The following is a 26,180-nucleotide window of genomic DNA, read 5'->3' on the forward strand; positions in this document are numbered from 1 at the left end:
GCCCGAACGGGCTCCGCCCCCGGTGGATCAGTTCTTGACCGTCAACCAGGCGTCTGTCCACTGCTGGAAGTTGGTGCAGGTCACATCGGTCCGCCCGTCGATGCACTGCTCGATCGGCGTCGTCCAGAACCAGACCTTCTTGAAGTACTCCTCGTTCGTGGCGTTGTAGTACTCGCAGTGCGCCTTCGCCTCGTCGCTCGTGTCGCAGAACGCCGCGTTCGCAGGCGCCATGCCGAAGTTCATCGCGATCGCGCCGTTGACCTCGGGCGAGGACGCGTAGTCCATCCACGCGTACGCGCAGTTCGGGCTCTTCGCCTCGGCAGCGAGCATCCACGCGTCCGACCATCCGGTCGACCCTTCCTCCGGCAGCACGCTCTTGAACCTGTCGTCCTCGGTGAGCTTGCGCAGCACCTCCCACGACGTGCCCAGCACCGTGGTGCCGCCGGCGAACGAGGTGATCTGAGCAGCAGGATCGGCCCAGTACTCCGAGACGATGCCGTTCTGCTGCTTCAGCAGGTCGACCACGGCGGCGAGCTGCTCCTCGTCCAGGGCGTACGGGTTCTTGATGCCGAGCTCCGGTTCGTGCGCCATGAGGTAGACCGCGGCGTCGGCGATGTAGATCGGCGCGTCGTAGGCGATGATCTTGCCCGCATACGGACTGTCCTTCTCCCAGGCCACGTCCCAGCTGGTGGGTTCTTCGGTGACGACCTCGCTGTCGTACTGCAGGATGTTCGCGCCGCGGCCGATCGGGATGCCGTAGGACTTGCCGTTGATCGTGTCGTAGATCTGCCCCTTCATCCCCTCGACGATGTCGTCGCCGAAGTTCGGGATCAGCTCGAGGTTGAGCGGCTGCACATCGCCGCCGGCGATGAGGCGGAGGCTCGCGTCACCCGAGGCCGACACCAGGTCGTAGTCCCCCGTGCGCATGAGCTGCACCATCTCGTCGCTCGTGCCGGCGACGCGGCGGTTCACGACGCACCCCGTCTCCTCGGTGAACGCGTCGCTCCAGTCGGACTCGACGAAACCGCTCCAGGCGACGATGTTGACCTCTCCCTCATAGTCGCCGAGCTCCTTCTGCATCGGGATGTCGGGGACGTCGATCTCGAGCTGGCCTCCCCCCTCCGCGGGGGCGTCGGTCGTTCCGGAACAGGCGGACAGGGAGAGCACGGCGACGGCGGTCATCGCCGATACGGTCAGGATCTTCTTACGCATGGATCGCTCCTTTGTGATCGGTGCTGCAGGTGGGTGTACGGGTGTTTCAGGGGAGCCGCGCCGCATGGTCAGGTGTCCACGCGACACGGACGTGGTCCCCGCGGCCGAAGGCGGCTCCCGCCGCGGGGTGGTGTGCGTTCGGGCGTTCGGCGATGATGTCGGCCTCGGCGTCCGTCGAGACGAGGAATCGCGTCGCCGGCCCCGTGTAGACGACCTCGCGGACGACCCCCGTCAGCGAGACCTCGCCCTCGTCGTGCGCGTCGTCGACGCCGAGCAGCCGAACGCGCTCCGGCCGGATGCTCATCGTGCGGCTGTCGCCCGTGAGCTCTCCCGCGAGGTCGCCCCCGATGAGGTTGGAGAGACCGAGGAAACGCGCGACGAACTCCGTCTGAGGGAACTCGTAGACGTCGCGTGCTGTCCCGATCTGTTCGATCCGTCCGTTGTTGAAGACGGCGACGCGGTCGCTGAGGGTGAGCGCCTCTTCCTGGTCGTGCGTCACGAAGATGAACGTGATGCCCACTTCACGCTGGATCTGCTTGAGCTCGATCTGCATCTGCTCGCGGAGCTGCTTGTCGAGCGCTCCGAGAGGCTCATCGAGCAGGAGCACCTGCGGACGCAGGATGAGCGCACGGGCGAGGGCGATGCGCTGCCGCTGTCCTCCGGAGAGCTGATGAGGGAGTCGGCCGGCGACATGGTCGAGACGAACCTGCTGGAGCGCACGACGCACGCGCTCGGTGCGCGTGGCCTTGCCCTCTCCCCTCACCTTGAGCCCGTATCCCACGTTCTCCGCGATGGTGAGGTGCGGGAACAGCGCGTAGTCCTGGAAGACCGTGTTCACCTGCCGCGCGTGCGGCGGCGTGCGGGTGACGTCGACCCCGGACAGGCGGATGACGCCGCTCGTCGCATCCTCGAACCCGGCGATCATGCGGAGCACCGTCGTCTTGCCGGAGCCCGAGGGACCGAGCATCGAGAGGAACTCCCCCGATGCGACCTCGAGTTCCAGGTCGCGGACGGCGGTGAACTCGCCGAACGACTTCGTGACGCCGTGCAGAGTCACGGTGCCATCGGTCTTGGGGGGATCGGCGACTGCGTCGGCGACGGGGGCTGTGGCGATCATCTCGCGCTCCTCGGATCAACGTCGAACTCGGAAGGTTTCCTAAACATATAAACACAGAGGTAATATTTCAAGTACCGATTTTGTCGCGTTCACCGACAAGGGTGGAGAATCTGAGGATGGAACCGATTGCAGCGCCCACAGAGGCCGCCGCCGATTCCGCTGCGACGGCGCCGGAGAGCCGCGTGCAGCAGCATCCTCACCGCCTGCAGGGGGCGCTCTTCCAGCCGATCGGAGACGAGGGCCGCGCCGAGCTCGTCGAGCGCAGGCTCGTCGACGCGATCACCCGCGGCCATCTGCGGGCCGGCGAACGGCTTCCCACCGAGGCGGATCTCGCCAAGAGCCTCGGAGTCGCTCCTGTCACGGTCCGCGAGGCGCTCCTCGCCCTGCGCGGGCGCGGGCTCGTCACGACACGGCGCGGACGCAACGGCGGCAGCTTCGTCGCGGAGCACGCGGACCCGCTCTCCTTCGCCCGCGAGGCCGTCCGGTCGACCTCCCGCGTGGCGCTGCGCGATCTCGGCGCGCACTACGCGGCGATCACCGGCGCCTGCGTGCGTCTCGCGGCACGCCGAGCCGATCCCACGGAGACGCAGCAGGTGCGGCGGCGCATCGAGCGGCTGAGCGAGCTGGACGGCGATCAGCAGCGCCGTCTCCTCGACGACGTCCAGATCGAGATCGTGGCGCTGAGCCAGTCCGCGCGCCTGACCAGGGAGCAGATGAAGCTGCAGGCAGAGCTCTCGCCGTACCTCCGCCTGGTCGCGTCTGAGAGCGATGACAGACTGCGACAGGCCCGGCATCTCGCCGCCGTCATCGACGCGGTCGAGGCCGCGGATCCGGATGCCGCGGGCGCCAGGACCGAGCTCATGGTCTCCGAGACCATCGACGCACTCATCCAGCTGCAGGCTGCAGCCGGCTGACAGATGACCGACATCGACGTGCACAGGAGGACGCGATGACCACAGGAACCGAGACCACAGCGGTCGAGGCCGCGGCCGAGATCGTCCGGGGATACTTCTCCGAGCCCATCCGCGCGCTGCGCGCCTGGGCTCCCCGGTTCGCAGCACAGGTGGCGGACGTTCGCGCCACCAGCCCGCTCACCAGCGCGAGGATCGATGCGCTCGTCGAGCCGCACGCCCTCGCATCCCTCGAGCTGCCCGGCGTTCCCGTGTACGGAGCGGGTTTCATCGCCGCGATCGATCTCCTCGCCGACGCGCGCAGCCACCTCGCGTGGTGGCAGGGCGCCGACCACCGTCAGCTGGTGCTCGCCTCCCAGACGGTGAACAAGGAGGACATCGACTACAGCGCCCTGGAGTGGTATCGCGTGCCGATGACCACGGGAGAGCCGCACGTCGCCGGCCCGTACGTGGACTACCTCTGCAGCGACGAGTACACCATCACGATCGCCGTCCCCGCCGACATCGACGGGGAGCGCATCGGCGTCGCCGGCCTCGATCTGCTCGTGGCCGCCGTCGAGAAGGAGCTCACACCGCGCTTCATGGCACTCGGCCACCAGGTGACCCTCACCAACGGTGTCGGACGCGTGGTGGTCTCGACCGATCCGCGGTGCGCGACGGGCGACTCGGTGCGCGGCAGTCGGCTCGCCGCTCTCCCCCGGATCGCGTGCGAGGGTGTGGCCCTCGATGTGATCGTCGAGGAGGTCTGACCCCGAAGGGGGCGCGAAGAAACCTCTTGACACCCGAGAGCACCGGGTGCACCCTGTTTACAGATCAACTCAGCGCCCGGTAGACATGCAGGCATCGCCGCAGCACCGGGCGCTGAGTCTTGCTACGACGTATCACTGCGACCGGTGCCTCGGCCCGCTCACTCCCGTCCGGAACGGGCCTCTGCGGCGTAGCCCTCGAGCATCACCGCGAGCTCGACGGGGTGGCTGAGCGGAACGCAGTGGCTCCCCGTGATGTCATCCGCGACGACATCGAGCCGCTCGAGTGCGAGCGCCCTGAGGAACTCCGGCGGGAAGAAGCGATCCTCGGTGCAGACGATGTACTTCGTGCTCACGCGGGGCCATTCGGCCAGCGGCCAGGGCGCCGCCATCGCGGCAGAAGACGGATGCGCGCGCTCCTTGCTCATCGCCTCCTCGGCGAGTTCGCGCGGCACGTCGTGATAGAAGCTCACGAAGGGATCCTCGTTGCCCGTGAGACCTCCGTCGCGCTCCGCGGCTGCGGCGACCGCGTCGCCGCAGCGGGTGCGCGACCACCATTCGTCGGGCGACTCCCCCGGCGAAGGGATCATGCCGGCGAGGAGCACGAGAACGTCGGCCGACAACCGCTCGGCGAGGATGGGAGCGGTGAAGGCTCCCATCGAGTGCCCCACCACGACCAGATCGTGCAGCTCCCCCACCTCCGCGACGACGGCGTCGGCGTAGTCCGCGAACCCCTGGGTCTCGTCGCCCCCAGGCAGATCGGGCGCGAACACCTCGTGGCCGCGCGCGCGGAGCTCGGCCCCCACGAGGTGCCAGGACCAGCCGACGTCGCCGGCGCCGTGGATGAGGAGGAACGCGCTCATGACCGTCTCCGCTCAGTACGCCAGCAGTGCTGCCCTGGTGGCGCGGGTTCGCACGAGGAGCGCCTGTTCGTCCTGCGCGGCGAGCGGATCCCGCCCGGTGATCGCACGCTGACGCACCGATGCCAGCGTCGTCGCGTCCTTGATGAACTCGCGCATCAGCGGACGCCTGTCGCCCCGGAGCTGCGCGGCCCAGCTCATGCCGACCTTGCGGCCACCGGGGGTCGCCAGCATGTTCACCTCCTCGGGGGTGAACCATCCGGCCGCCGCGTACTCGCCCAGACGCGATCGCGTCAGGCGCGCCTCCTCCCGACGGAGCGCGACGATCCCGAAGATGAAGCCGACGAACAGCGGCACCTGCAGCGTGAAGTACAGCAGGAAGAAGTCGGAGAAGGTGGCGGTGCCGTTCCACAGCGCGTGCAGGAGCATCGCGCCGATCCAGCCGAGAACCCCGAACCCGAGGGCCGCTCCCGCTGACGCGTGACGACGCGCCGCCAAGCCGATCGCGAGGCCGGTGAGCGAGGTGAACATCGCGTGGGCGAAGGGCGACATCAGAGCGCGCACCACGAAGGTCATCGTCAGCTGGGGACCTCCGCCCTCGATGAGGCTGATCGCGAAGTACTGGATGTTCTCGGTGAACGCGAACCCGGCGCCGACCAGCGCGCCGTAGACCACGCCGTCGACCGGCCCGTCGAAGCTCCGCCTGGCGATGAGGAAGATGAGGAAGACGCCGACGCCCTTCCAGAACTCCTCCACGACGGGCGCCTGCACGACCGCAGCGGCCGCGTCGCTGCGCGGGCCGAAGAAAGCACTGAGACCGAAGTCCACGAGCAGCGTGAGCCCGATGGCGGCGATCGCGCCCCAGGCGATCGCGAAGAACACCAGGAGTTTGGGCTCCGGCTCCCACCTGTCGATCATGCGCACGACGAAGAACACGATCGTGAGCGGGATGAGCGCCAGGACGAGCCCGATGACGGATGCCCAGGTGCCGAGGAACATCGCGAAGTAGCCGATCAGAGCCATCAGCAGGAAGCCGAGGACGCCGAACAGGGAGTAGAGGGCGATGCGGCCGCCGCGCCGCGGCGCCGGGAGCGACGGGAGCCCCTGAGCCGGCGACGGCGCGACGGGAGCGGGAGGCGCGTAGGGAGTGGGCTGGGCGAGCACCGATCCGTAGACCGGCTGCTGGGCGAAGGCCGCCGGCGTGTAGTCCGACCGGGCGTACTGCTGAGCACCGTACTGCGGTGCGGGTGCGCCGTAGGGCGGCTGAGGCGACTGCGCCGGCGGCGCATAGTGCGGTGCGGGTGCGCCGTAGGGCGGCTGCGGCGGGGGTGCGTACTGCGGAGCGGGCGCCGCCTGCGGACCGGGCTGCGGTGCCGGCTGAGGCTGCCCGGCGGGCGGCGGAGTGTACGGCGATGGCTGGAACGGTCCTCCGGAACTCATAGGCACAGCATATTGGCCACAATCAGGATCCTCTCGTCATGGCGACTTCCTCCAGGCGGCGCAGCGGCATGGCGGCTACCGTAGAGGTATGCGGTTCGCTCATCTGCGCCGTGCCGACTCCCCCGCCGCTCATCTCGCGGTCGTGGAGGGCACCGACGCCATCCTCGTCTCTGATCTCCTGTCCGACCCTCCTGCCACCCTGCAGCAGCTGATCGAGGGAGGCGACGAGACCCTGGACGCCCTGCGCTCCGCGCTGTCGTCGGCGTCAGCGCCGCGTCATCCGCTCGACGAGTGGGCGTTCGCATCCGCCGTCCTCGCGCCGCCGGCCGTGCTGGCCGTCGGTCTCAACTACGCCGCGCACTCCAGCGAGCTCGGTCTGAAGACCGATGCCGCCCCCACCGTCTTCACTCTGTGGCCCAACTCGCTCACCGGTCACGGAGAGACGACGACCTGGCCGCGCGCGCTCAGCGAAGCGGTCGACTACGAGGCGGAGCTCGGTGTGCTCATCGGCACGCCGGCGAAGGACGTCGCCGAGGCCGAGGCCCTGAGCCACGTCTGGGGCTACACGGTCGTCAACGACATCACGGCTCGCAACGTCCAGTTCGCCGAGGCGCAGTGGTCTCGCTGCAAGTCCTTCGACGGGTTCACCCCAACGGGTCCGTTCGCGGTCACCGTCGACGAGATCCCCGACCCGCAGGATCTCCACATCTGGGCCGTCGTCGACGGCCACACCGTGCAGGACGCCACCACGGGGCAGATGGTGCGGTCGGTCGCGAAGCTCATCGCGCACCTGTCGCAGTCGCTCACGTTGCTGCCCGGCACGCTGATCTCCACCGGAAGCCCGGGCGGCGCCGGCTACTCGCGTGACCCGCAGATCTTCCTGCGCGACCGCTCCACGGTCACGGTCGGCATCGACGGCATCGGCGAACTCACCACGCACTGCCGCATGATCGACTGACCGCGGTCGCCGTCAGCCGGCGCAGCCGCAGCTCTCACCGCGCTGGAGCCCGACGCCGAGGCGCACGGTCCTCGGCGCCATCGAGCCGTCGCCGGGGTCCGTCAGCAGAAGGTGCGCGGCGATCCTGCCCATCAGTTCCATCGGCTGACGAATCGTCGTGAGCGTCGGCGTCGTCGTGCGAGCCGCGAGGATGCCGTCGAATCCGACGATGAGCACATCGCGAGGCGCCTCGACGCCCTCGGCGCGCAGCACGTCCATGAGGGCGATGGCGACCTGGTCGCTCGCGCAGACGAGAGCATCCGGCAGGGTGCCCGCGCGGGCACGGGTGACGACGTCGGCGAAGTCCGGCGCGATGTCGAGATCGACCTCGTCGAGCTGCTCCCCCGTCACGGCGTCTCCGCGTTCGGCGAGGATCCGGAAGAACGCGTCCCCGCGCTCTGCGTAGTCGTGCGAGAGGCGCGCGCCGATCCACCCCAGCGTCGACGCGCCATGCACGTCGACGAGGTGATCGATGAGTAGTCGTTCGCCGCCGACGTTGTCCACGAGAACGTGGTGGCCGTCGCCGGTCTCGCTGCTGAGCACCACGACGGGGAGGTTCGACGCCACGGAGGCGAGAGAGGCCATCGCCGACTTCCCCGGCAGCACCGCGAGCCCGTCCACCCGTCCCGCGGTGTCGGCGACGTCGGACAGTCCCGTCCCGCCCGTGCTGAGCAGCACGGCGCGGCCGTTGCACTTGCACTCCAGCACGAAGCCGCGCTGCACCTCGTCGACGTAGAGCGGGAACGTCTGGGGCTCGCTGAGGCGGGCGTCCTCCGCGGCATCCCAGGGCACGAGCCCCGCGTCGAGATCCAGCGTCTCGATGTCGACGCGCTTCTCGTGGGCGCCCGGCTGCTGCGGCAGAGCGCCGTCCTGCGGGCCGTCGAGGAGCAGATCGAACAGGTGGAGACCGAGGACACCCGTGCGGCCCCTGGCGAGGTTGCGGGCGGAACCGCTCGGGACGTAGCCGATCTCCCGCGCCGCCTCCAGCACGGCATCCCTCGTCTCCGGGCGGACCTTCTCAGGCCTGCGGAATGCGAAGGACACCGTCGCGATGGAGACGCCCGCGCGTTCGGCGACGTCGTAGACGGTGGGGCGGCTGGACGCCATGGACACCTCGCTCTCTGGGCGATTCTACTGACGGCCGCAGACTCCGGCCGCCGTCAGGTCAGGGTGAGTCCGCTGCGCAGCGGGTACAGCGGATCTGCGGTGTCCCCGGGAACATCGGCCCTCGATCGGCGCACGGCCTCCATGGACCGGGGGATCTCCACGGGCAGGGTTCCGCGGAGCGCGATCCTCCCGGAGAGAGCCGCGAGCACCGCCTCGTCCGAGGTCCCGAAGTCGACGACCAGCGCGGATGCGAAGGGCACGAGCGGGGTGAGGATGCCGGGGCGGTCGAGGTTCACGATCACCACGAGCGGACAGTGCGCGGCGATGCGCTGCAGGCGCACGACCAGTCCGGGAGGGAACTCCAGGGACCCCTGATGGAACCATCGTTCGAGGAAGAGGTCGTCGCGCGGTTCGAACGGTGCTCCGATCCTCACGATCGCGAGATCCGCGTCCTCCGGACGCGGCACCGAGTCCGCGTACTCGTCCAGCGCACGCTCGCGCACTCCCTCCGCGTACACGCGGGGGCGCGCGCCGCCGAAGAGCGGCAGCATCCCGTCGCGGTTCTCGAGCACGGTGACCGACTCCGCCTGCGCCCGGAAGCCCTCCGCGCGGAAGGCGGCCGATCCGACGATGCGTTCGGCTTCGCCCTCGTCGACGAACGGGTCGTCGAACAGGCCCAGCTGGAACTTCACGAGCAGGATCCGCCGCACCGACTCGTCGAGCCGCGCCTCGGGAACCGCACCGGACGCGACGAGTTCGAGGAGCAGCTCCACGCACTCCTCCCCTCCGAACTGGTCGGCGCCCGCGTCGAGGAGCATCTGCATGCGCTCGATCGGCGTGAGATGCTCGACGCCCCATGCCCGCGCCGGCAGCACCTGATCTCCGACGTGGTTGTCGTTGACGAGCTCCCAGTCGGTGACGACGACGCCGTCGTAGCCGAGCTCCTCGCGGAGGAGGTCGGTGATGATCTGACGGTTGTACCCGAAGCCGACCTCGGCGATGCGCTCGCCGTTGCGCACCAGATCGACGGGCATCCCGTAGTACGGCATCATGCCGGCGGTGCCCTGCCTGATGGCCTCCACGAACGGCTTCAGATGCTCCTCGAAGCGTCCGCCGGGGTAGACCTGCTCGCGCCCGTAGGGGAAGTGCGCGTCCTCCCCATCCAGCTGCGGTCCGCCGCCGGGGAAGTGCTTCGTGGTGCACGCCACGCTCTGCACGCCGAGCGTCTCGCCCTGGAAGCCCTGCAGGTACGCCGCGGTGATCTCGGAGACGCGGTCAGCGTCGTAGCCGAAGGTCTGCGCCTGACGCCCCCACCGCGCTTCGGTGGGCAGGTCGATCTGCGGATGCAGCGCCGCACGGATCCCCACGGCGAGGTATTCCTGACGCGCCGTGTCGGCGAAGCGCCGGATCAGGTCGATGTCGTCGATCGCGGCGAGCCCCATCGCCTCCGGCCACTGCGAGAACGGACCGGCGGAGAAGGCGACTCCCGTGTTCTCCACGAAGGCGTGCCGCGGGTCGGTGCTGATCGTGACCGGAATGCCGTGCGGCGTCTGCTCGGCGAGGCGCTGCAGGTTGTTGTTCCAGCGCGCCCCGTCGCGCGCCGTCCGCATGGCGTGCACGTTGAAGTGGTTGAGGTGCTTGCGGAGCACGACGTCCGATGTCGGCGACTTGGAGATCGCGCCCGGGGTCTCGAGCACCTCGCCGTCGGGCCCGATCTCGATGACCGTCTGGAACATCAGCCCGGCCTTCTCCTCGACGGACAGGCGTCCGAGCAGGTCCTCGGTGCGCTCAGCGGGAGACAGACGCGGATCCTCGTACGGATCCATCGTCCCGTTTCCGTTGAGATCGCGGTACTCGACGCCGTCGCTCGACGTGCGGAGGTGGGGGTTCATGCGTGTCCTGCTTTCCGTGGGACGGGGAGATGACGAGGGATGCCGTCTACTTCAGCCCGGTCGTCGCGACACCGCGGATGAACCAGCGCTGCAGGAAGACGAACAGGAGGAGGATCGGCGTGATGACGAGGACCGAGCCGGCGAGCAGCAGGCCGTAGTCGGTCGCATTCTGTCCCGTCGAGTAGAGCGACAGGGCGACGGGGAGCGTGTACATCTCCTGCGTCTGCGCCGCGACGAGGGGCCAGAGGAAGTTGTTCCAGGAGGACAGGAACGTGAGGATGCCGAGGGTCGCCAGCGGCGGCCCGCACAGCGGCATGACGATGCGCGTGAAGATGCGCCACTCTCCTGCGCCGTCCAGTCGAGCCGCCTCCAGCAGCGGCTCGGGGATGCCGAGCATGAACTGCCGCATGAGGAACACCCCGATCGGCGCCGTCAGGAAGGGCAGGATGAGTCCGGGGAACGTGTTCACCAGACCGAGCGCGGAGACCATGACGAACAGCGGGACGAACGTGACGACGCCGGGCACCATGAGGGTGACCATGACGAGCCCGAACAGCGCCTTCTTGCCGGGGAACTCCATCTTGGCGAGCGCATAGCCGACCATCGAGCAGAACACCATGTTGCCGAGCACGGTGACCACCGCGACGACGAGGCTGTTCACGAAGAAGTGCCCGAAGTCGAGCGGACCGAACCAGGCGGCGAAGTTCTCGCCCGTGGGGTTCTCCGGCCACCAGGTCGGCGGTCGGCGGAGGATCTCCCCCTGCGTCTTGACGGAGCCCAGCACCATCCAGACGAAGGGGATCAGCCACAGCACGAGTCCGACGGCCAGGACGGTGTAGGTGAGTGCGCGGCCGCTGCGGCCCGTCGAGCGGCGCCGCTTCGGACGGCGGTGCGCCGCAGCATCCGCAGCGGGGGCGAGCGTGGAGGTCATCATGGCGTCAGTCCTTCGAACGGAGCAGCCGGAACTGCAGCAGGCTGATCAGGGCGATCGCGAGGAAGAGCACGTAGCTCGCCGCCGATGCGAGGCCGTACTCCCCGAAGCCGAACTGCTGATACGTGTAGAAGGCGACGGAGAGCGTCGAGTCCAGCGGGCCGCCCTTGGTCATCACGAAGGCCTCCTCGAAGAACTGGAGGTAGCCGACGGAGATGAGGACGGCTCCGAGGAGCAGAGTCGGCCGCAGCAGCGGCAGCGTCACCGAGATGAGACGACGCCAGGGCGAGGCGCCGTCCATCGTGGCGGCCTCGTTCACGTCTTCCGGCACGGCCTGGAGCCCCGCGAGGAAGATCACCATGAGCGTGCCGACGTTGCGCCACACCGCCATCATGATGAGCGACGGCAGCGCGAAGGCGGGATCGTTGAGCCAGTTGGGGCCGTCGATTCCGACCAGCGCGAGTGCCGAGTTCAGCAGCCCGTCCGGCTGCAGGATGTAGCGCCACACCACGGAGATCGCCACGATGCTCGTCACCACGGGCGCGTAGAAGCCCACGCGGAAGAACGAGACGATCCGTCCGCGCCCGTTGTTGAGCGCGAGAGCGAGAGCGAGAGCCACGATCATCGTGATCGGGATGCCGACGAGGACGAAGATGCCGGTGACCCCGAGAGAGGTGAGGAATCGGGAGTCGGCGAACAGGGTGAAGAACTGCTCGAGACCCACGAAGTTCACCGCGAACGGGGACCTGATGTCGCGCGCCGTGAAATCGGTGAAGGACATCGCGAACGATCCGACGATCGGGAACAGCATGAAGATCGCGAACACGACGACGAACGGGAGGGCGAAGCCCCAGGCGACGAAGGCCTGACGCCTGCGACGCACCGCGCCCAGGCTTCGCTTCCCCTCGCCGCGAGGGCCGCGGACGGCCCTCGCGGCGGTGGCGCTGGATGCGGACATCGGCTCAGTCCAGCCCGATGGTGTCCGCTTCGCCCTGCAGCGTCTTCAGGACGTCGGCGACGTCGCCCGTCCCACGACGGAGGGCCTCCAGCGCCTGGTCGCCCTTGGCAGCGACCTTGACCCAGCTCGTCGTCACCGGCGGCGCCTTGGCGGTCTCCAGCTGCGTGCCGAACGTCGCGAGTCCGGCATCGCCGGCGACGGCCGACTCCTTCCACGCCGCGGTGGATGCGGGCAGGTCACCGGTCGCCTCGAAGAACGCGGCCTGCGTCTTCGGCTGGCTCAGCCAGTCGACGAGCTTCCACGCGGATGACGCGTTGTCACTGCCGTCGAACACGACGAGGTTCGCTCCGCCGCTGAAGGACACGGAGCCGTCGAGAGCCGGAAGCACCGCCGTCGTGTACTTGTCGGCGAAGCCTTCGCCGCCGACGGCTTCGAGCTGGCCGCGCAGGAACGGCCCTTCGACGACCATCGGCGCCGTGCCGTCGACGAACTCGGCCTCGGTCGCGCCGGGAGAGGTGTCGACGTTCGGGTCGGCGATGCCGTCCGTGAAGAAGCTCTGGTAGTACTCCAGCCCCTTCGTCATCTCGGGGGTGTCGAGAGTCCATTTCTTGCCGTCGGTGAGCTCGGCCCCGGCCGACCACGGCATCCACATGGCGCCCTGGAAGGAGTCGTTGCCCGCCGGCAGGCGCATGCCCCACGTGGAGCCGCCCTTGCTCTGCATGTCGGCGGCCATCTGCGACAGCTCTTCCCAGGTCTTCGGCGCCTCGGTCCAGCCCGCCTTCTCCGCGATGTCGGTGCGGTAGTAGAGCACGCGAGTGTCCACGTACCAGGGCACCCCCGCGGCGCGGTCGCCCACCTTCGTCGTGCTCAGTGCTCCCTCGAAGAAGCCGTCGGTGGAGATCTGCTCCGGAACCGTCGCGAAGGCGTCGGCGAAGTCGGCCATCCAGGTCGTCCCCATCATCGCGATGTCGGGGGTGTTGCCACCGGCGATGGCGGTCTGGATCTTGTTGTGCGCGGCATCCCACGGGATCGGCGTCACGTCGATCTTCACATCGGGATTCTCCTTCTGGAACGCCTTCACGAAGTCAGGAAGGGCCTCGCCCTCCGCTCCCATCGCCCAGATGGAGATCGTTCCCGTCGCGGGTCCGTCGTCGATCGTCGTCGTCTCGCCGGGTCCGGATGCGGCGTCATCCGTACGCCCGCATCCGCTCAGCAGCAGGGTTGCAGCGGTCAGAGCCGCCACTCCCCCCAGTACGCTCGTGAACTTCACGTCTTCCTCCTCGAATCGCTCGCTCAGAATCTATGCGCTTAAACTCGCATGTCCTGCTATCTAAGCGCATAGATTCCCGATCGGCAACCCCTGCCGCGCGCACCCCGCTCCCGAAACGCAGAACAGCCCCGGCGCGGTGCGCCGGGGCTGTTAGGAGAGGGGATCAGATCTCTACGAGGTCATCCGGGGTGATGATCGGGATCGCCGCCGTCACGGCCTCGAGCCCGGACAGACGCGCCGGGGAGAGCTGCTTCGCGACCTCGTCGCGCGACATCAGCCCGGCCTCCACGACGAGGTCTGCGACGTTGCGGTTCGTCAGCAGCGCCGTCTTCGCGAGGGCTGCGGCCGCCGCGTAGCCGATGAAGGGGGTGAGGGCGGTGATGACGCCCACCGAGGCTCCCACCATCGCACCGAGACGGTCGCGGTTGGCCGTGATGCCGTCGACGCAGTTCACGCGGAGCGTCCACATGGCCTGGCGCATCCAGGTGATCGACTGGAAGATCGAGTGCGCGATGACGGGCTCGAAGGCGTTGAGCTGCAGCTGTCCAGCCTCCGCGGCCATCGTGACCGTCATGTCGGCGCCGGCGACGGCGAACGCCACCTGGTTGACGACCTCGGGGATGACGGGATTGACCTTGCCGGGCATGATGCTGGACCCGGCCTGCATGGCGGGGAGGTTGATCTCGCCGAGACCCGCCTGCGGCCCCGACGACAGCAGTCGCAGGTCGTTGCAGATCTTCGAGAGCTTCATCGCGTTGCGCTTCAGCGTCGAGGAGAACGACATGAACGAACCGGTGTCGCTGGTGGCCTCGACGAGGTCACCGGCGGTCACGAGGTCGAGCTCGGTGATCTCGCGCAGATGCTTGAGCACGGCGGGCGCGTAGTCGGGGTGGGTGGTGATGCCGGTGCCGATGGCGGTCGCGCCCATGTTGATCTCGAACATCAGCGACGCGTTCTCGGTGAGGCGCGAGTGGTCGTAGCCGAGCGTGGTGGCGAAGCCGTGGAACTCCTGACCGAGCGTCATCGGCACGGCGTCCTGGAGCTGCGTGCGTCCCACCTTGAGGACGTCGTGGAACTCGCGGGACTTGCCGAGGAAGGAGCGACGGAGGAGGTCGAGCTCCTCGAGCAGCGAGCGCAGCGTCAGCGACAGTCCGATCTTGACGGCGGTCGGGTACACGTCGTTCGTGGACTGGCTGCGGTTCGTGTGGTCGATCGGCGACAGGAAGGCGTAGTCGCCCTTCTCCCGTCCTGCCATCTCGAGCGCGATGTTGGTGATGACCTCGTTCGCGTTCATGTTTGTCGAGGTGCCGGCGCCGCCCTGGATGACTCCGACCGTGAACTGGTCGTGGAACTCGCCGTCGATCACCCGCTGCGCCGCGCGATCGATCAGGTCTGCGCGCTCGTGGTCGAGGACGCCGATCTCGCGGTTCGCGCGGGCACTGGCCTGCTTGACCATCGCGAGGGCGACCACCAGATCGGGGTACACCGAGATCGGGCGCTTCGTGATCGGGAAGTTCGCGTCGGCGCGGGCGGTGTGGATGCCCCAGTACGCGTCGGCGGGGATCTCCATGCTCCCGAGGGAATCGGTCTCTGTACGGGTGAGGGAGGGCGCGGCAGAAGCCATGTCACATCCTTGTGGGTCGTGGCGAGTGAGAAGTATGGGGGATGCCACAAGTCTACGCCTGCGCCGCGGCCGCGCCCGTTCAGCGACCGCGTTTGCGGGAGAACGCTTCGAGCCGCTGCTCGGGCGAGAGGCGCGCCATCCGCTCCAGCCACTCCGGCGAGAAGTACGTGCCGGTGTCGGCATCGGTCACGGGGACCACCGCATGCGTGATCGTGTCGGGGTGCACGTGCACCAGCTGGAACGCCTGAGCGGCGTCCATCCCGTTGACCTCCGCCGCGGGCAGCGCCACGTTCATCGTGTAGCACGTCGCCGACGCCACGCTCACGGGAACGCCCGCGAACATCCCGTGCGAGGAGTAGTGCAGGTGGCCGGCGAGGATGCCGCGCACGTCGCTGCCGCGGACGATCTCGGCGAGCTCGTCCTGATGCCTCAGCTCGAGGATGTCGAAGAGCGGCAGATGACTCGGCAGCGGCGGATGGTGCATGGCCAGCAGCGTTCCGTGCGGGGCGGGCTCGCGGAGCAGATCGGCCAGCCAGTCGAGCTGCGCGCGGTCGAGGTCCCCGTGATGCCAGCCGGGCACGCTGGTGTCGAGAGCGATCAGCCGGAGTCCGTCGAGGTCCCAGACGCCGGTGACCGGCTCCTCGGTGGGGCTCAGATCGAGGAGACCGGCCCGCAGCGCGGGGCGCTCGTCATGATTGCCCGCGACCCAGACGACAGTGGTGTCGAGCGCGTCCGCCACCGGTTCGACGGCGTCGCGGAGCCGGCGGTAGGCGTCGGGCTCCCCCAGGTCGGCGAGGTCACCCGTGATGACGATGGCCGCCGGATGGGGGTGCACCGCGCGGATCGCGTCGAGGGTTCGCCCGAAGTTCGCCTCCACGTCGTAGCGCCCGCCCAGCCGCGCACCACCCGCGAGGAAGTGCGGATCGCTGACGTGGATGAGCACGTGCGATGCGGGCCGGTGTCTGCCGAACGCGTACTCGGCTCCCTGGGGCTCGGACATGGCTCCAGCCTAGGCGGCGGGACAGACGCCCCGCCGCCCGCCGTCACTCGACGGTCGCGCGGACGTACTCGGACAGCACGACACCCGACCCGAACGCCGTCGTCCCGATCTCGTCGAACCGCTCCGGACTGTAGGGGCGCGAGCCGAACAGCCGGATGCCGCTGCCGAAGAGCAGCGGGTTCCGCTTCAGCACGAGGCGATCGATCTCGTCGGCGAGGGTCGCCGCGAGAGCGCCTCCCCCGCAGAGCCAGATGGCGCCCCCGCTCTGCCGCTTGAGATCCCTGACCACGCGGACAGGATCATCCGCCGTCACCTCGAGGCTCTCCCCGCTCGCCGTGTTCGAGCGGGAGAACACGATCTGGCGCAGGTGCCGGTACGGGCTCGTGACGCCGAACGGCAGGCCCACGGCGTAGGTGTTCCACCCCATCAGCACGGTGTCGAACATTCCGCCGTCGCGGGAGATCCCCTGCGCCTCGGCGATGTCGGTGGGAACGGTGTCCCCGAAGCGCTCGTTGATCGCCGCCATGTGATCGCCCTCGCTGAGGAGCGCGTCGAACTCCCCCTCAGGCCCGGCGATGAAGCCGTCGAGGCTCACGGCCACGTAGTAGACCAGTTCTCGCATCACTACTCCAATCACAACATCTGTCGTGAATGAAGAGTACATCAGCTGTAGTGGTTGCGCTACAGTGAGCGCATGGCGAAGAACGACACCCGCCGCCGGTCTCTGGCGGATGCAGGCCTCACCGTGCTCGCACGCGAGGGTTCACGGGGTCTCACGCACCGCGCCGTCGACCTCGAGGCCGGCGCGCCGACGGGCACCACGTCCAACTACTTCCGGAGCAGAGACGCCCTCGTCGCCGGACTCGTCGAGCGCATCGGCGAGCGTCTCGCCCCGACCGCCCAGGACCTCGACCGACGAGCCGCGGAGGCCCCGAGCCGGGCGCTGTTCGCCGACTACGTCCGCGACATCGTCCGCCGCCTCACCGGCGATCGCGAGGTCACGATCGCCCTGTTCGAACTGCGCCTGGAGAGCAGCCGGCGGCCCGAGGTCGCCGCCGTCCTCGGCGCGTGGCAGCGCGCGGGCTTCGATGGCGACGTCGCCTTCAACAGCGCGGCCGGACTCCCCGGCGGCCGACGCGAGATCGCCCTCTTCCACTACGCGATCGACGGTCTCCTGCTGGACAGACTGACCACTCCGATCGATCCGGACACCTCGACCGACGACGTGATCGACGACCTCGTCGCCGGTCTGCTGGGCTGATCCTCCTGGCGGGTCAGTGCCCGCCGATGACGATCAGCGCGATGCCGCCGATCACCGCGAGAGCGCAGACGACGAAACAGGCGTAGGCGCCGACCAGGGAGAGGCGCTTCTGCGCGTCGGTGAGCGGACTCTTCTTGGCCGCCTTGGCCGCCTGCTTGGCCGCGCGCTTGAGGTCCTTCTCCGTGATCACCGTGATCGCGTCGGTGAACTCGGCGGGGCTCACCACGGGAGCATGCCCGCCGCGGACGAGCAGACGGAGGCCCATCGCGTAGAACCCGACGACCGCACACGCTCCGATCAGTGCGGCGGCGAACACCAGGATGAAGGCGTTCCAGTCGATGACGACGTTCACTTCGACTCCTCACCGGTCGATGCCGCAGCATCCTTCTTCGCCGACTTGGCCTTCGACGACTTCTTCCTGTCGTCGGCGGCCTTCTTCGCGTCGGCCTTCGCCTTCTCGCGGGCGGCTGCACGCGCCTTGGCCTCCGCCTTCGCCTGCTCGATGCGCTGCTGCCTCCGCGTGGGCGGCGGCGTGTCGGGAAGCTCGACGGCGAGACCGGACTCCGCCACATCGCTCATCGCGTTGGCGTGTGTCACTGCGTCCTTGCGCGAGCGCAGGAAGAGGCCGATGATCACGCCGAGAGCGAGGACGGTGTCGATCGCGATGCCCCACGGACCGAGCCAGGTGATCAGCAGGGCGGCGAAGGCTCCGACCGCGCCGGCGGCCGGAAGGGTCAGCAGCCAGCCGATCGCGATGCGCCCCGCTGTGCGCCAGCGGACGGTCGATCCTCGGCGACCGAGGCCGGACCCGATCACCGATCCGGAGGCGACCTGCGTGGTCGAGAGCGCGAAGCCGAAGTAGCTCGACGCGAGGATCGTCGCCGCGGTCGAGCTCTCCGCCGAGAAGCCCTGCGCGGGCTTGACCTCCGTGAGCCCCTTGCCGAGGGTGCGGATGATCCGCCAGCCGCCGAGATAGGTTCCGAGCGCGATCGTCACGGCACAGGCGATGATGACCCACAGGTAGGGGTCCGCCTGGTCGCGGCTCTGCCAGCCGACGGTGATGAGCGCGAGGGTGATGACGCCCATGGTCTTCTGCGCGTCGTTCGTGCCGTGCGCGAGCGCGACCATGGACGACGTGAAGATCTGCCCCCAGCGGAAGCCGTCGCGTCCGTCGGGCTTGTTGTCGTAGCGTCGCGTGATCGAGTACGCGATCTTGGTGGCGGCGAACGCGATGAGCCCCGCCGTGACGGGGGCGATCAGCGCGGGGAGGATGATCTTGGAGAGCACGGCTCCGAAGTCGATGCCGCCGACGCCGACGCCGACGAGGGTCGCGCCGATCAGGCCGCCGAACAGCGCGTGCGAGGAGCTCGACGGAAGGCCGAGCAGCCAGGTCAGCATGTTCCAGGTGATCGCGCCGATGAGACCGGCGAAGATCATCGGCAGGAAGATGCTCGCCTGATCCTGCAGCCCCTCCTCACGGATGATGCCGTGCGAGACGGTCTGCGACACCTCGGTCGAGAGGAACGCGCCGACCAGGTTGAGCCCAGCGGCGAGGAGCACCGCGGTCTTGGGCTTGAGGGCTCCGGTCGCGATGGGCGTCGCCATCGCGTTGGCCGTGTCGTGAAACCCGTTGGTGAAGTCGAAGAACAGTGCAAGTGCGATGACGAGCACGACGATGAGGGCTGCGGTTTCCACCGTTCGCTTTCGGTCGTTGAGGAAGAAGATTCGTGTCGACGGGATCGACGTGACGAACGAAGAGTTCATCGTGGGTTTGACTTCCGTTAACCGGCCCCGGTAAATCCTCCCACCCGCACAGGGGCCGGTCAACTCGACCTGGGCTAGCGTGGAACGGTGACTGATGCCCCGATCGCCGCCCGCCGCTCGACACTCCGCACCCACCACGGTGACACCTTCGAGGATCCCTACGAATGGATGCGCGACAAGGAGTCCGCCGAGGTCATCGCGCACCTCGAGGCGGAGAACGCCCACACGGACGCCGAGACGGCCCACCTCGAGCCGCTGCGCCAGCGGCTGTTCCAGGAGATCAAGGGTCGCGTCCAGGAGACCGATCTCTCCGTGCCGACGCGCCGGGGCGATTGGTGGTACTACAGCCGCACCGAGGAGGGCGCGCAGTACGGCATCCACTGCCGCACCGCCGCAGCGGCAGACGACTGGACTCCCCCACTGCTCGAGCCCGGTGTGCCCGTACCGGGCGAGAGCGTCCTGCTCGACGGGAACGTCGAAGCCGAGGGGCACGAGTTCTTCTCGCTCGGCGCGTTCGACACCACCGACGACGCGACGAAGCTGCTCTGGTCGACCGACTTCGAGGGCGATGAGCTGTACACGGTGCGAGTCCGCGACCTCGTCACCGGCGAGACGCTGCCCGATGAGATCCCGAACACCGGCGGTGCGTTCTTCACCCCCGACGGCACGGGCGTCCTCTACACGACCCGAGACGAGGCCTGGCGCCCCGACACCCTGTGGCTGCACCGTCTCGGCACGGACGTCGCCGACGATCTGCGCCTCTTCCACGAGCCCGACGAGAAGTTCTGGCTCGGGGCGGGCATCACGCGCAGCCGGAAGTACCTTGTGATCACCGTCGGGTCGAGCATCACGAGCGAGGAGTACCTCGTCGACCTGTCCGGTGACCTCACCGCGGAGCCGACCATCGTCTGGCCCCGCAGCGAGGGCGTCGAGTACTCGGTCGAGCACGCCGTCGTCGACGGCGAGGACCGGCTCTACATCCTGCACAATCAGGATGCCCTCGACTTCGAGCTCGTCTCTGTCGCCGCATCCGCGCCGCAGGGCGCGCGCCACGTCGTGCTCCCGCACCGTCCGGGGAGGCGGCTGCTGGGGATGGATGCGTTCCGCGACTTCGCGACCGTCGAGTACCGCAGCGAAGGCCTCGAGCGCGTGGCGCTGCTCGACTACGGCACGGATGTCGTCGAGGACATCGCCTTCGACGAGCCGCTCTACTCGGCAGGCGTCAGCGGCAATCCCGAGTGGCACGCGCCGTTCCTGCGGCTCGGCTACACGTCCTTCGTGACGCCGGGCACCGTGTACGAGCTCGACCTCGCGACCCGCGAACTCGTGCTGCGCAAGCAGGTCGCCGTGCTCGGCGGCTACTCCCCCGCCGACTACGGACAGGAGCGGGCGTGGGCCACGGCATCCGACGGCACCCGCGTGCCGATATCGCTCGTGTGGAAGAGGTCCTTCGGCGACCCCGGCGCGGCGCTCCGCCCCGTCCACCTCTACGGCTACGGCTCCTACGAGCACTCCATCGACCCCGGTTTCTCGGTCGCACGCCTCTCCGAGCTCGATCGCGGCGTGATCTTCGCGATCGCCCACGTCCGCGGCGGCGGCGAGATGGGGCGCCAGTGGTACGAAGACGGCAAGCTCCTGCACAAGCGCAACACGTTCACCGACTTCGTGGCCTGCGCCGAGCATCTGATCGCGAGCGGCGTGACCTCACCCGATCGACTGGTGGCTGAGGGTGCGAGCGCCGGCGGTCTACTGATGGGCGCCGTCGCGAACCTCGCCCCCGAGTCGTTCGCGGGCATCCTCGCCGGGGTTCCGTTCGTCGACGCCCTCACGACCATCCTCGATCCCTCGCTTCCCCTCACCGTCATCGAGTGGGACGAGTGGGGTGACCCGCTGCACGGCGCCGACGTGTACGAGTACATGAAGTCCTACACGCCCTACGAGAACGTCCGCGACGGCGTCGACTATCCGCGCATCCTCGCCGTCACCTCGCTGAACGACTCTCGGGTGATGTACGTCGAGCCCGCGAAGTGGGTGGCGCGCCTGCGCGAGGCGGGAGCGTCCGACGTCCTGCTCAAGTGCGAGATGGTCGCCGGCCACGGCGGCGTGAGCGGCCGGTACAACTCCTGGCGCGAGCGCGCGTTCGAGCTGGCCTGGATCCTCGACGTGCTCGGCCTGGCGGAGTAGCACCCCGGATACCGGCCGCCGGACGCCGGAGGCCGGATGCCCGGATGCCGGATGTATCCCCGGCGTCCGAGATCCGCACATCCGACCGAAATGCGGAAGCCCCCGCCGGATCGATCCGGATCTCGGGTGAGGTGCCGCACCTCGGCCGGATCGCACTTCTCCTCCACAATGGAGGCGATTCACGGATCCGTCCACAGGCGGCGCTATGGGCCCTGCGATGCACCTCCGCTCCCGCAGACTGTGCGGATGCTCCTCGAAGACTGGCTGCGTCTCCACGACGCGATCGCACACACCTCTGAGCTCTACGCCGCAGGGTTCGGCACGCACGCGCTCGCCTCGGCCGTCGAGCGAGGTGTGATGCTGCGTGTACGCCGATCCTGGATCGCTCTCCCCGATTGCGACGGCGACCTCGTCAGAGCGATCACTGCGGGAGGGCGTCTCACCTGCATCAGCGAAGCGCGGCGCCTCGGCCTGTGGGTCCCGTCGGCTGACCCACGCGTGCACGTCAGGGCGCCCGCAGGATCGGGGAAGATGGCGCTCGACGGCGTCCGGATCCATTGGTCGAACGGTCCTGCTCCCGTTCGTCGGCGCGCACCAGCCGAACCGCTCGTCAACGTTCTGCACCATGTCGCGCAGTGCCTGGAGCCCTCAGCCGCGCTGGCGATCTGGAATTCCGCCCTCAACAAGAGGCTGATCGCCCCTCAGGTGCTCGAACGCGTCGCCTGGCGAGGGCGGCTCGAGCGGAGCCTCGCCTCCCGCTCGACGGCGCTCTCGGACTCAGGGCTCGAAACCGAGTTCGTCGAGATCATGAAGGGCATCGGGGTCAGCGTGCGACAGCAGGTCTGGATAGACGGTCACCCCGTCGACGCGCTGATCGGCGACCGGCTGATCGTGCAGCTGGACGGTTTCGCGCACCATGGCGCCGCGGCACGACGTAGAGACCTCGAGGCCGACGCCCGTCTGAGGCTGCGCGGGTACACGGTGCTCCGCTTCGACTATCAGCAGGTGTTCTTCCGACCGGAGTATGTGCGCGACGTGGTTCGGATGGCGATCGCCCAGGGGCTGCACCTCACCGGCTGACGCGCTGAGTTCCGGAATCCCTCTCGAGATCCGGATGCCGACGACGAATTCATCCGGAACACAGGAGGCCCGCCGCAACTCAGCACGGGCACCACGGGCTACTCCAGCCACGACCCGGACGCCAGACCTCAGGCCCATCCGACCACACGACGCTCAGATCCGGCATCCCTCCCGAGATACGGATGCCGGCAGCGCATTCTTCCGGAACTCGTGCGATCTTCCGGAACTCGGGCGATCTTCCGGACCTCAGGCAGCCTGCCGGAACCGGACAGGCCGAACCCAGCCCAGGTTCAACCGAAGAGCGTGGCCGCGGCGTCGTAGCGGACCTGGGGAACCGTGTTCAGCTCGCCGAGAGCGTCGGCGAAGGGAACCCGCACGATCTCGGTGCCCTGCATGGCGACCATCTGACCCCACGCGGCGTCGACGACGGCATCCGCGGCGTGCATGCCGAGGCGCGTCGCGAGAACGCGGTCGAAGGCGGACGGAGCACCGCCGCGCTGGATGTGCCCGAGGATCGTGGCACGGGTCTCGATTCCGGTGATGCGCTCGATCTCGGGGGCGAGCTGATCCCCGATCCCGCCCAGGCGCGGACGGTTGAAGGCGTCGAGGCCCTTGTCGCTGTAGGCTTCGTCCATGTCGCGGAGCTTGAACCCCTCGGACACGACGACGAGCGGAGCACGGCCGCGGTCGTGAGCGCTCGTGACGAGCTCGCAGATCTCCTCGAGCGACATCGGGACCTCGGGGATGCAGATGACGTGGGCGCCGGCCGCCATGCCGGCGTGCAGGGCGATCCAGCCGACGTGGCGCCCCATGACCTCGGCGACCATGCAGCGGCGGTGCGAGTCTCCCGTGGTCCGCAGGCGGTCCATCGCGTCGGTGGCGATGTTCACGGCCGTGTCGAAGCCGAACGAGTAGTCGGTCGCACGGAGGTCGTTGTCGATCGTCTTCGGCACGCCGATGACGTTGATGCCGTCCTTCGCGAGACGGTCGGCCGCGGCGAGCGTGCCCTCGCCGCCGATCGCGATGATGCCGTCGATCTTGTGCCCGTACAGCGTCTTGGCGATGTTCTCCGCGCCGCCGCGGACTCCCTCGTACGGATTGGTCCGGCTGGTCCCGAGGATGGTGCCGCCGACCTTCGAGAGGCCCTTCACGTCGTGGCGGGTCAAGGGGAAGAAGTCGCCGTCGACGACACCTCGCCAGCCGTCGCGGATGCCGACGAACTCGAGGTCGTACGCACGGGTTCCCTTGAGCACGATCGCGCGGATGACCGCGTTGAGTCCGGGGCAGTCGCCACCGCTCGTCAGGATGCCGATCTTCATGCTGCCGCCTTCGGTTGTTCGGGTAAGTGAGGGGAAGGCGACGTTGCCTGCGAACGACACTAGCGCCCCAGAACGATGGAGCGCCATTCCGGGCGGTGAAAACGGAGGATCTTACGGTCGATTCGAGACGAAACCGCAGAAGTTCGAGAGTTGTGCCGATTACGATGCGAATGGGCGTTAAGAACCGAGATTCTTAACGCCCATTCGTCAGACGGCGCCGAGGGCCTGTCGCAGCAGGTGCATCAGGGCCGCCAGCTGCACGGGCTCCCCCGCCACGTCGTCGACGGTCTCGCCGTCGAGCGCGCGGGCTGCGAGCCCCTGCTTCTGGTCGATGAGCTCGGCGATCTTGGTGTCGATCGTGTGCGCGGCGATGATCCGCCACGCGGTGACCGGCTCGTCCTGTCCGATGCGGTGCACGCGGTCGATCGCCTGCGTCTGCTCCGCCGCCGTCCACGACAGCTCGGCGAGCACGACGTTGGAGGCCGCCTGGAGGTTCAGTCCGACGCCCGCTGCGGTGAGCGAGCAGACCGCGATGCCGACGGCGGGGTCGCCGTTGAAGTCGTCGATCGCCTGTTGACGGGCGGTGGTGGTCTGGTCGCCGCGGATCGAGACGGCGCGGATGCCGGCGGCGGCGAAGTGCGCCTCCGCCTGGTCCATGACGTCGATGTGCTTCGCGAAGAACACGACCTTGCCCACCGAGCGCTGCAGCTGCGCGGCGTAGTCCGCGGCGAGCTGAGCCTTCGCCTGGCCGATGCGGCGGACCATCGTGAAGACGTTGTCCCCGCCCGTTCCCGCCGCCTTGGACTCCTCGAGCTCGTTCTGCGCGACGAGACGGACGATGTCGTCGTCGATCTCTCCCGGCGCGAGACCGCGATCTCCGCGGGCCTCGATGATCCGTCGGTAGCGGACGGCGAGCCGTTCGCCGAGCTCGCGCTCCGCCTGGCGGATGCTGCGGCCGAACTCGTCGTCCAGCTGGACGGGGAGGTCGGCGATGAGCTTGTCGGGGAGGTCGGCGGCGACGTCCTTCTTCTTGCGGCGCACGATACCCATGGAGATGACGGCGTCGCGGGCCTCGGGGTAGAACGACTTGTCGGCGGGCGTGAAGCCGGTCGCGTCGAGCTTCTCCATCAGTTCGGGTCCCGGCTTCTCGCCCGTGGTCCATCCCAGGAAGCGCCAGATCGCGTCGAAGTCCTCGACGTCGTTGATCAGCGGGGTTCCGGTGAGGGCCAGCATCAGCGGGTTGCCGCCGGGAGTCCGCTCCCGCACGCGCGACGCGAGCGAGAGGACGTTCTGGGAACGCTGCGACGAGAGGTTCTTGATGAAGTGCGCCTCGTCGACGACCATGCCGCGCAGCCCGATCGACGCGAGCCACGAGAGATGCCGGTCGAGGATCTCGTAGTTGACGATGAAGATGTCCGCGAAGGCGTCGATGTCGGCGCCGTCGCCCTGGATGACGGTCGCACGACGCTGCGGAGTCCACCGCTCGACCTCCCGCGCCCAGTTCATCTTGACGACGTTCGGGACCACGGCGAGCAGTGGATACGCACCGGCGACGGAGGCCGCGAGGATGGACTGCGCGGTCTTGCCGAGTCCGGGCTCGTCGGCCAGCAGGAAGCTGCGGTGCCCGGCGCGCACGGCTTCGAGGAACCGCGACTGGTGGACCATGATCTCGAGGCCCTTGGGCGACAGGTGGTCGAACTCCGGCGCGGGGGGAAGGTCCATGGACGCGGCGGATCCGCCTGCACCGGTCTCGAACGCCTTGTAGAGCGGACCCATCAGCTCCCAGCCGTCCAGACGGCGGCGCGGGGTCGTGGTCACACGGGGCGTGAGGTCGGGAGCGAGGAACGGGTTCGCGAGCTGGCGCGACTCGACGGACGGCGGAGTCACCTGACGCTCCGCGATCGCGGCCGGGACGACCGGCGCCTGCACGGGCGCGACGTCGGCGATGATGAGCTCCTCCGGAGCGAGCTCGGCGCCGGACTCGAGCAGCCAGTCCCTGCGCATGCGCTTGGCGACCGGCGACGTGGCCTGGTCCGCTTCGAGGAGCTGGATCAGCGACGTGTCCCTCGCCGCGGTCTTGGCGAGGATCGTCGCGACGCCGTCGAGCCGCTTGAGCAGCTCGGAGCGTGCGGCATCGCCGATCTCGGCATCCGCTTTGACCCTGGCGCGCTCTTCGCGCACCAGGAAGGCGATGACCTGGAACTTGACGCGGTTCGTCGGTCCGAGCTTCCCTCGCTGCGACTTCGCCTCGATCTCGCGCACCTTGCGCGCGAGGATCGGGATGAGGGGGGCCTCATCGTCGCGACGGGACGTCTTCCTTCGCCGCGTGGCGGCGGTTGCCGTGGTCGGCATGCTCCTCCTGAGCGTGAGGGCCGCGGTGCCGATGTGCGCCGAAGCCGTCTCGATGTCCGCGTGTGGCGCGAGATCTCACCGGTGTCGGCGAATCGTTACCAGGACCGTACGAACAGTGGTACTGATTCCCGTCGATGCACGAAGGACGTGCGAGG

22 protein-coding genes are annotated in these 26,180 nt (G+C 68.6%); 6 read left to right on the plus strand and 16 right to left on the minus strand.

Translation table 11 applies throughout. The annotated features are described in order from the left end of the window. Window positions 1-27: 27 nt before the first annotated feature. The gene (locus tag MRBLWH10_RS08790) at window positions 28-1,212 is read right to left on the minus strand and encodes an extracellular solute-binding protein (protein ID WP_341942400.1); all 1,185 of its coding nucleotides are present in this window, start codon (window positions 1,210-1,212) and stop codon (window positions 28-30) included. 46 nt (window positions 1,213-1,258) lie between these two features. Continuing rightward, window positions 1,259-2,329, minus strand: coding sequence for an ABC transporter ATP-binding protein (locus MRBLWH10_RS08795; protein WP_341942401.1), 1,071 nt, complete (start codon window positions 2,327-2,329; stop codon window positions 1,259-1,261). A gap of 116 nt (window positions 2,330-2,445) precedes the next feature. Here MRBLWH10_RS08795 and MRBLWH10_RS08800 point away from each other — a divergent pair, with 116 nt between their 5' ends. Together MRBLWH10_RS08800 and MRBLWH10_RS08805 are read left to right on the plus strand one after the other, a co-directional pair. After that, window positions 2,446-3,243 (plus strand): GntR family transcriptional regulator, encoded by a 798-nt coding sequence (locus MRBLWH10_RS08800; protein ID WP_105674571.1) that lies wholly within the window; start codon window positions 2,446-2,448, stop codon window positions 3,241-3,243. Window positions 3,244-3,278: 35 nt separating this feature from the next. Continuing rightward, window positions 3,279-3,989, plus strand: a complete 711-nt coding sequence (locus tag MRBLWH10_RS08805) for a cache domain-containing protein (RefSeq protein WP_341942402.1) — start codon at window positions 3,279-3,281, stop codon at window positions 3,987-3,989. A 158-nt stretch (window positions 3,990-4,147) separates the two neighbouring features. On the opposite strand, the gene MRBLWH10_RS08810 is transcribed toward MRBLWH10_RS08805, so the two are convergent. Further along, on the minus strand, window positions 4,148-4,849 hold the full coding sequence (locus tag MRBLWH10_RS08810; protein WP_341942403.1) for an alpha/beta hydrolase: 702 nt from the start codon (window positions 4,847-4,849) through the stop codon (window positions 4,148-4,150). Between the two features lie 12 nt (window positions 4,850-4,861). After that, window positions 4,862-6,286 carry a PrsW family intramembrane metalloprotease gene (locus MRBLWH10_RS08815; RefSeq protein ID WP_341942404.1) on the minus strand — a complete coding sequence of 475 codons (1,425 nt, stop codon included), beginning with the start codon at window positions 6,284-6,286 and terminating at the stop codon, window positions 4,862-4,864. 88 nt (window positions 6,287-6,374) lie between these two features. Between MRBLWH10_RS08815 and MRBLWH10_RS08820 the strand changes: the two genes are divergently transcribed. Next, window positions 6,375-7,244: a fumarylacetoacetate hydrolase family protein gene (locus tag MRBLWH10_RS08820; RefSeq protein WP_341942405.1), complete on the plus strand. Its 870-nt coding sequence runs from the start codon at window positions 6,375-6,377 to the stop codon at window positions 7,242-7,244. A gap of 12 nt (window positions 7,245-7,256) precedes the next feature. On the opposite strand, the gene MRBLWH10_RS08825 is transcribed toward MRBLWH10_RS08820, so the two are convergent. The 8 genes from MRBLWH10_RS08825 to MRBLWH10_RS08860 form a co-directional block, all read right to left on the minus strand. Continuing rightward, window positions 7,257-8,390, minus strand: coding sequence for a LacI family DNA-binding transcriptional regulator (locus MRBLWH10_RS08825; RefSeq protein WP_341942406.1), 1,134 nt, complete (start codon window positions 8,388-8,390; stop codon window positions 7,257-7,259). 53 nt (window positions 8,391-8,443) lie between these two features. Then, a complete protein-coding gene (locus MRBLWH10_RS08830) occupies window positions 8,444-10,282 on the minus strand; it encodes a glycoside hydrolase family 3 N-terminal domain-containing protein (RefSeq protein ID WP_341942407.1) in 1,839 nt (612 codons plus the stop codon). A 46-nt stretch (window positions 10,283-10,328) separates the two neighbouring features. Next, window positions 10,329-11,216: a carbohydrate ABC transporter permease gene (locus MRBLWH10_RS08835; protein ID WP_341942408.1), complete on the minus strand. Its 888-nt coding sequence runs from the start codon at window positions 11,214-11,216 to the stop codon at window positions 10,329-10,331. A gap of 4 nt (window positions 11,217-11,220) precedes the next feature. Further along, entirely contained in the window at window positions 11,221-12,171 is a 951-nt protein-coding gene (locus MRBLWH10_RS08840; protein ID WP_341942409.1) for a sugar ABC transporter permease, read from the minus strand. 4 nt (window positions 12,172-12,175) lie between these two features. Next, window positions 12,176-13,441, minus strand: a complete 1,266-nt coding sequence (locus tag MRBLWH10_RS08845) for an extracellular solute-binding protein (RefSeq protein ID WP_341942410.1) — start codon at window positions 13,439-13,441, stop codon at window positions 12,176-12,178. A gap of 163 nt (window positions 13,442-13,604) precedes the next feature. Beyond that, window positions 13,605-15,065 carry an aspartate ammonia-lyase gene (locus tag MRBLWH10_RS08850; protein WP_341942411.1) on the minus strand — a complete coding sequence of 487 codons (1,461 nt, stop codon included), beginning with the start codon at window positions 15,063-15,065 and terminating at the stop codon, window positions 13,605-13,607. A 79-nt stretch (window positions 15,066-15,144) separates the two neighbouring features. Next, window positions 15,145-16,065: a metallophosphoesterase gene (locus MRBLWH10_RS08855; protein WP_341942412.1), complete on the minus strand. Its 921-nt coding sequence runs from the start codon at window positions 16,063-16,065 to the stop codon at window positions 15,145-15,147. Window positions 16,066-16,108: 43 nt separating this feature from the next. Next, window positions 16,109-16,687, minus strand: a complete 579-nt coding sequence (locus tag MRBLWH10_RS08860; RefSeq protein ID WP_341942413.1) for a dihydrofolate reductase family protein — start codon at window positions 16,685-16,687, stop codon at window positions 16,109-16,111. Window positions 16,688-16,759: 72 nt separating this feature from the next. Between MRBLWH10_RS08860 and MRBLWH10_RS08865 the strand changes: the two genes are divergently transcribed. Beyond that, complete coding sequence (locus tag MRBLWH10_RS08865; protein ID WP_341942414.1) at window positions 16,760-17,326, plus strand: TetR/AcrR family transcriptional regulator; 567 nt, start codon at window positions 16,760-16,762, stop codon at window positions 17,324-17,326. 13 nt (window positions 17,327-17,339) lie between these two features. Here the strand turns inward: MRBLWH10_RS08865 and MRBLWH10_RS08870 are convergent, their stop codons facing one another. Beyond that, a complete protein-coding gene (locus tag MRBLWH10_RS08870) occupies window positions 17,340-17,678 on the minus strand; it encodes a peptidase (protein WP_105674599.1) in 339 nt (112 codons plus the stop codon). Further along, the gene (locus MRBLWH10_RS08875) at window positions 17,675-19,021 is read right to left on the minus strand and encodes an inorganic phosphate transporter (RefSeq protein ID WP_105674718.1); all 1,347 of its coding nucleotides are present in this window, start codon (window positions 19,019-19,021) and stop codon (window positions 17,675-17,677) included. The genes MRBLWH10_RS08870 and MRBLWH10_RS08875 overlap by 4 nt, the downstream gene beginning before the upstream one ends. 156 nt (window positions 19,022-19,177) lie before the next feature. Here MRBLWH10_RS08875 and MRBLWH10_RS08880 point away from each other — a divergent pair, with 156 nt between their 5' ends. After that, the gene (locus tag MRBLWH10_RS08880; RefSeq protein ID WP_341942415.1) at window positions 19,178-21,274 is read left to right on the plus strand and encodes a S9 family peptidase; all 2,097 of its coding nucleotides are present in this window, start codon (window positions 19,178-19,180) and stop codon (window positions 21,272-21,274) included. Window positions 21,275-21,520: 246 nt separating this feature from the next. Next, window positions 21,521-22,354, plus strand: coding sequence for a DUF559 domain-containing protein (locus MRBLWH10_RS08885; protein WP_341942416.1), 834 nt, complete (start codon window positions 21,521-21,523; stop codon window positions 22,352-22,354). A gap of 290 nt (window positions 22,355-22,644) precedes the next feature. Here the strand turns inward: MRBLWH10_RS08885 and MRBLWH10_RS08890 are convergent, their stop codons facing one another. Together MRBLWH10_RS08890 and MRBLWH10_RS08895 are read right to left on the minus strand one after the other, a co-directional pair. Next, entirely contained in the window at window positions 22,645-23,673 is a 1,029-nt protein-coding gene (locus MRBLWH10_RS08890; RefSeq protein WP_105674605.1) for an ATP-dependent 6-phosphofructokinase, read from the minus strand. A gap of 207 nt (window positions 23,674-23,880) precedes the next feature. Beyond that, entirely contained in the window at window positions 23,881-26,025 is a 2,145-nt protein-coding gene (locus MRBLWH10_RS08895) for a DEAD/DEAH box helicase (RefSeq protein ID WP_341942417.1), read from the minus strand. Window positions 26,026-26,180: the final 155 nt, after the last annotated feature.

It is taken from the genome of Microbacterium sp. LWH10-1.2 (assembly GCF_038397765.1).
Lineage (GTDB): Bacteria > Actinomycetota > Actinomycetes > Actinomycetales > Microbacteriaceae > Microbacterium > Microbacterium natoriense.

What these genes read in the sequence shown, in the direction of transcription:
- MRBLWH10_RS08795 (WP_341942401.1), bottom strand. Translation starts at nt 2,329, where the DNA reads ATGATCGCCACAGCCCCCGTCGCCGACGCAGTCGCCGATCCCCCCAAG.
- MRBLWH10_RS08855 (WP_341942412.1), bottom strand. Translation starts at nt 16,065, where the DNA reads ATGTCCGAGCCCCAGGGAGCCGAGTACGCGTTCGGCAGACACCGGCCC.
- MRBLWH10_RS08800 (WP_105674571.1), top strand. Translation starts at nt 2,446, where the DNA reads ATGGAACCGATTGCAGCGCCCACAGAGGCCGCCGCCGATTCCGCTGCG.
- MRBLWH10_RS08815 (WP_341942404.1), bottom strand. Translation starts at nt 6,286, where the DNA reads ATGAGTTCCGGAGGACCGTTCCAGCCATCGCCGTACACTCCGCCGCCC.
- MRBLWH10_RS08860 (WP_341942413.1), bottom strand. Translation starts at nt 16,687, where the DNA reads ATGCGAGAACTGGTCTACTACGTGGCCGTGAGCCTCGACGGCTTCATC.
- MRBLWH10_RS08820 (WP_341942405.1), top strand. Translation starts at nt 6,375, where the DNA reads ATGCGGTTCGCTCATCTGCGCCGTGCCGACTCCCCCGCCGCTCATCTC.
- MRBLWH10_RS08825 (WP_341942406.1), bottom strand. Translation starts at nt 8,390, where the DNA reads ATGGCGTCCAGCCGCCCCACCGTCTACGACGTCGCCGAACGCGCGGGC.
- MRBLWH10_RS08805 (WP_341942402.1), top strand. Translation starts at nt 3,279, where the DNA reads ATGACCACAGGAACCGAGACCACAGCGGTCGAGGCCGCGGCCGAGATC.
- MRBLWH10_RS08790 (WP_341942400.1), bottom strand. Translation starts at nt 1,212, where the DNA reads ATGCGTAAGAAGATCCTGACCGTATCGGCGATGACCGCCGTCGCCGTG.
- MRBLWH10_RS08885 (WP_341942416.1), top strand. Translation starts at nt 21,521, where the DNA reads ATGCTCCTCGAAGACTGGCTGCGTCTCCACGACGCGATCGCACACACC.
- MRBLWH10_RS08835 (WP_341942408.1), bottom strand. Translation starts at nt 11,216, where the DNA reads ATGATGACCTCCACGCTCGCCCCCGCTGCGGATGCTGCGGCGCACCGC.
- MRBLWH10_RS08895 (WP_341942417.1), bottom strand. Translation starts at nt 26,025, where the DNA reads ATGCCGACCACGGCAACCGCCGCCACGCGGCGAAGGAAGACGTCCCGT.
- MRBLWH10_RS08830 (WP_341942407.1), bottom strand. Translation starts at nt 10,282, where the DNA reads ATGAACCCCCACCTCCGCACGTCGAGCGACGGCGTCGAGTACCGCGAT.
- MRBLWH10_RS08850 (WP_341942411.1), bottom strand. Translation starts at nt 15,065, where the DNA reads ATGGCTTCTGCCGCGCCCTCCCTCACCCGTACAGAGACCGATTCCCTC.
- MRBLWH10_RS08810 (WP_341942403.1), bottom strand. Translation starts at nt 4,849, where the DNA reads ATGAGCGCGTTCCTCCTCATCCACGGCGCCGGCGACGTCGGCTGGTCC.
- MRBLWH10_RS08840 (WP_341942409.1), bottom strand. Translation starts at nt 12,171, where the DNA reads ATGTCCGCATCCAGCGCCACCGCCGCGAGGGCCGTCCGCGGCCCTCGC.
- MRBLWH10_RS08865 (WP_341942414.1), top strand. Translation starts at nt 16,760, where the DNA reads ATGGCGAAGAACGACACCCGCCGCCGGTCTCTGGCGGATGCAGGCCTC.
- MRBLWH10_RS08890 (WP_105674605.1), bottom strand. Translation starts at nt 23,673, where the DNA reads ATGAAGATCGGCATCCTGACGAGCGGTGGCGACTGCCCCGGACTCAAC.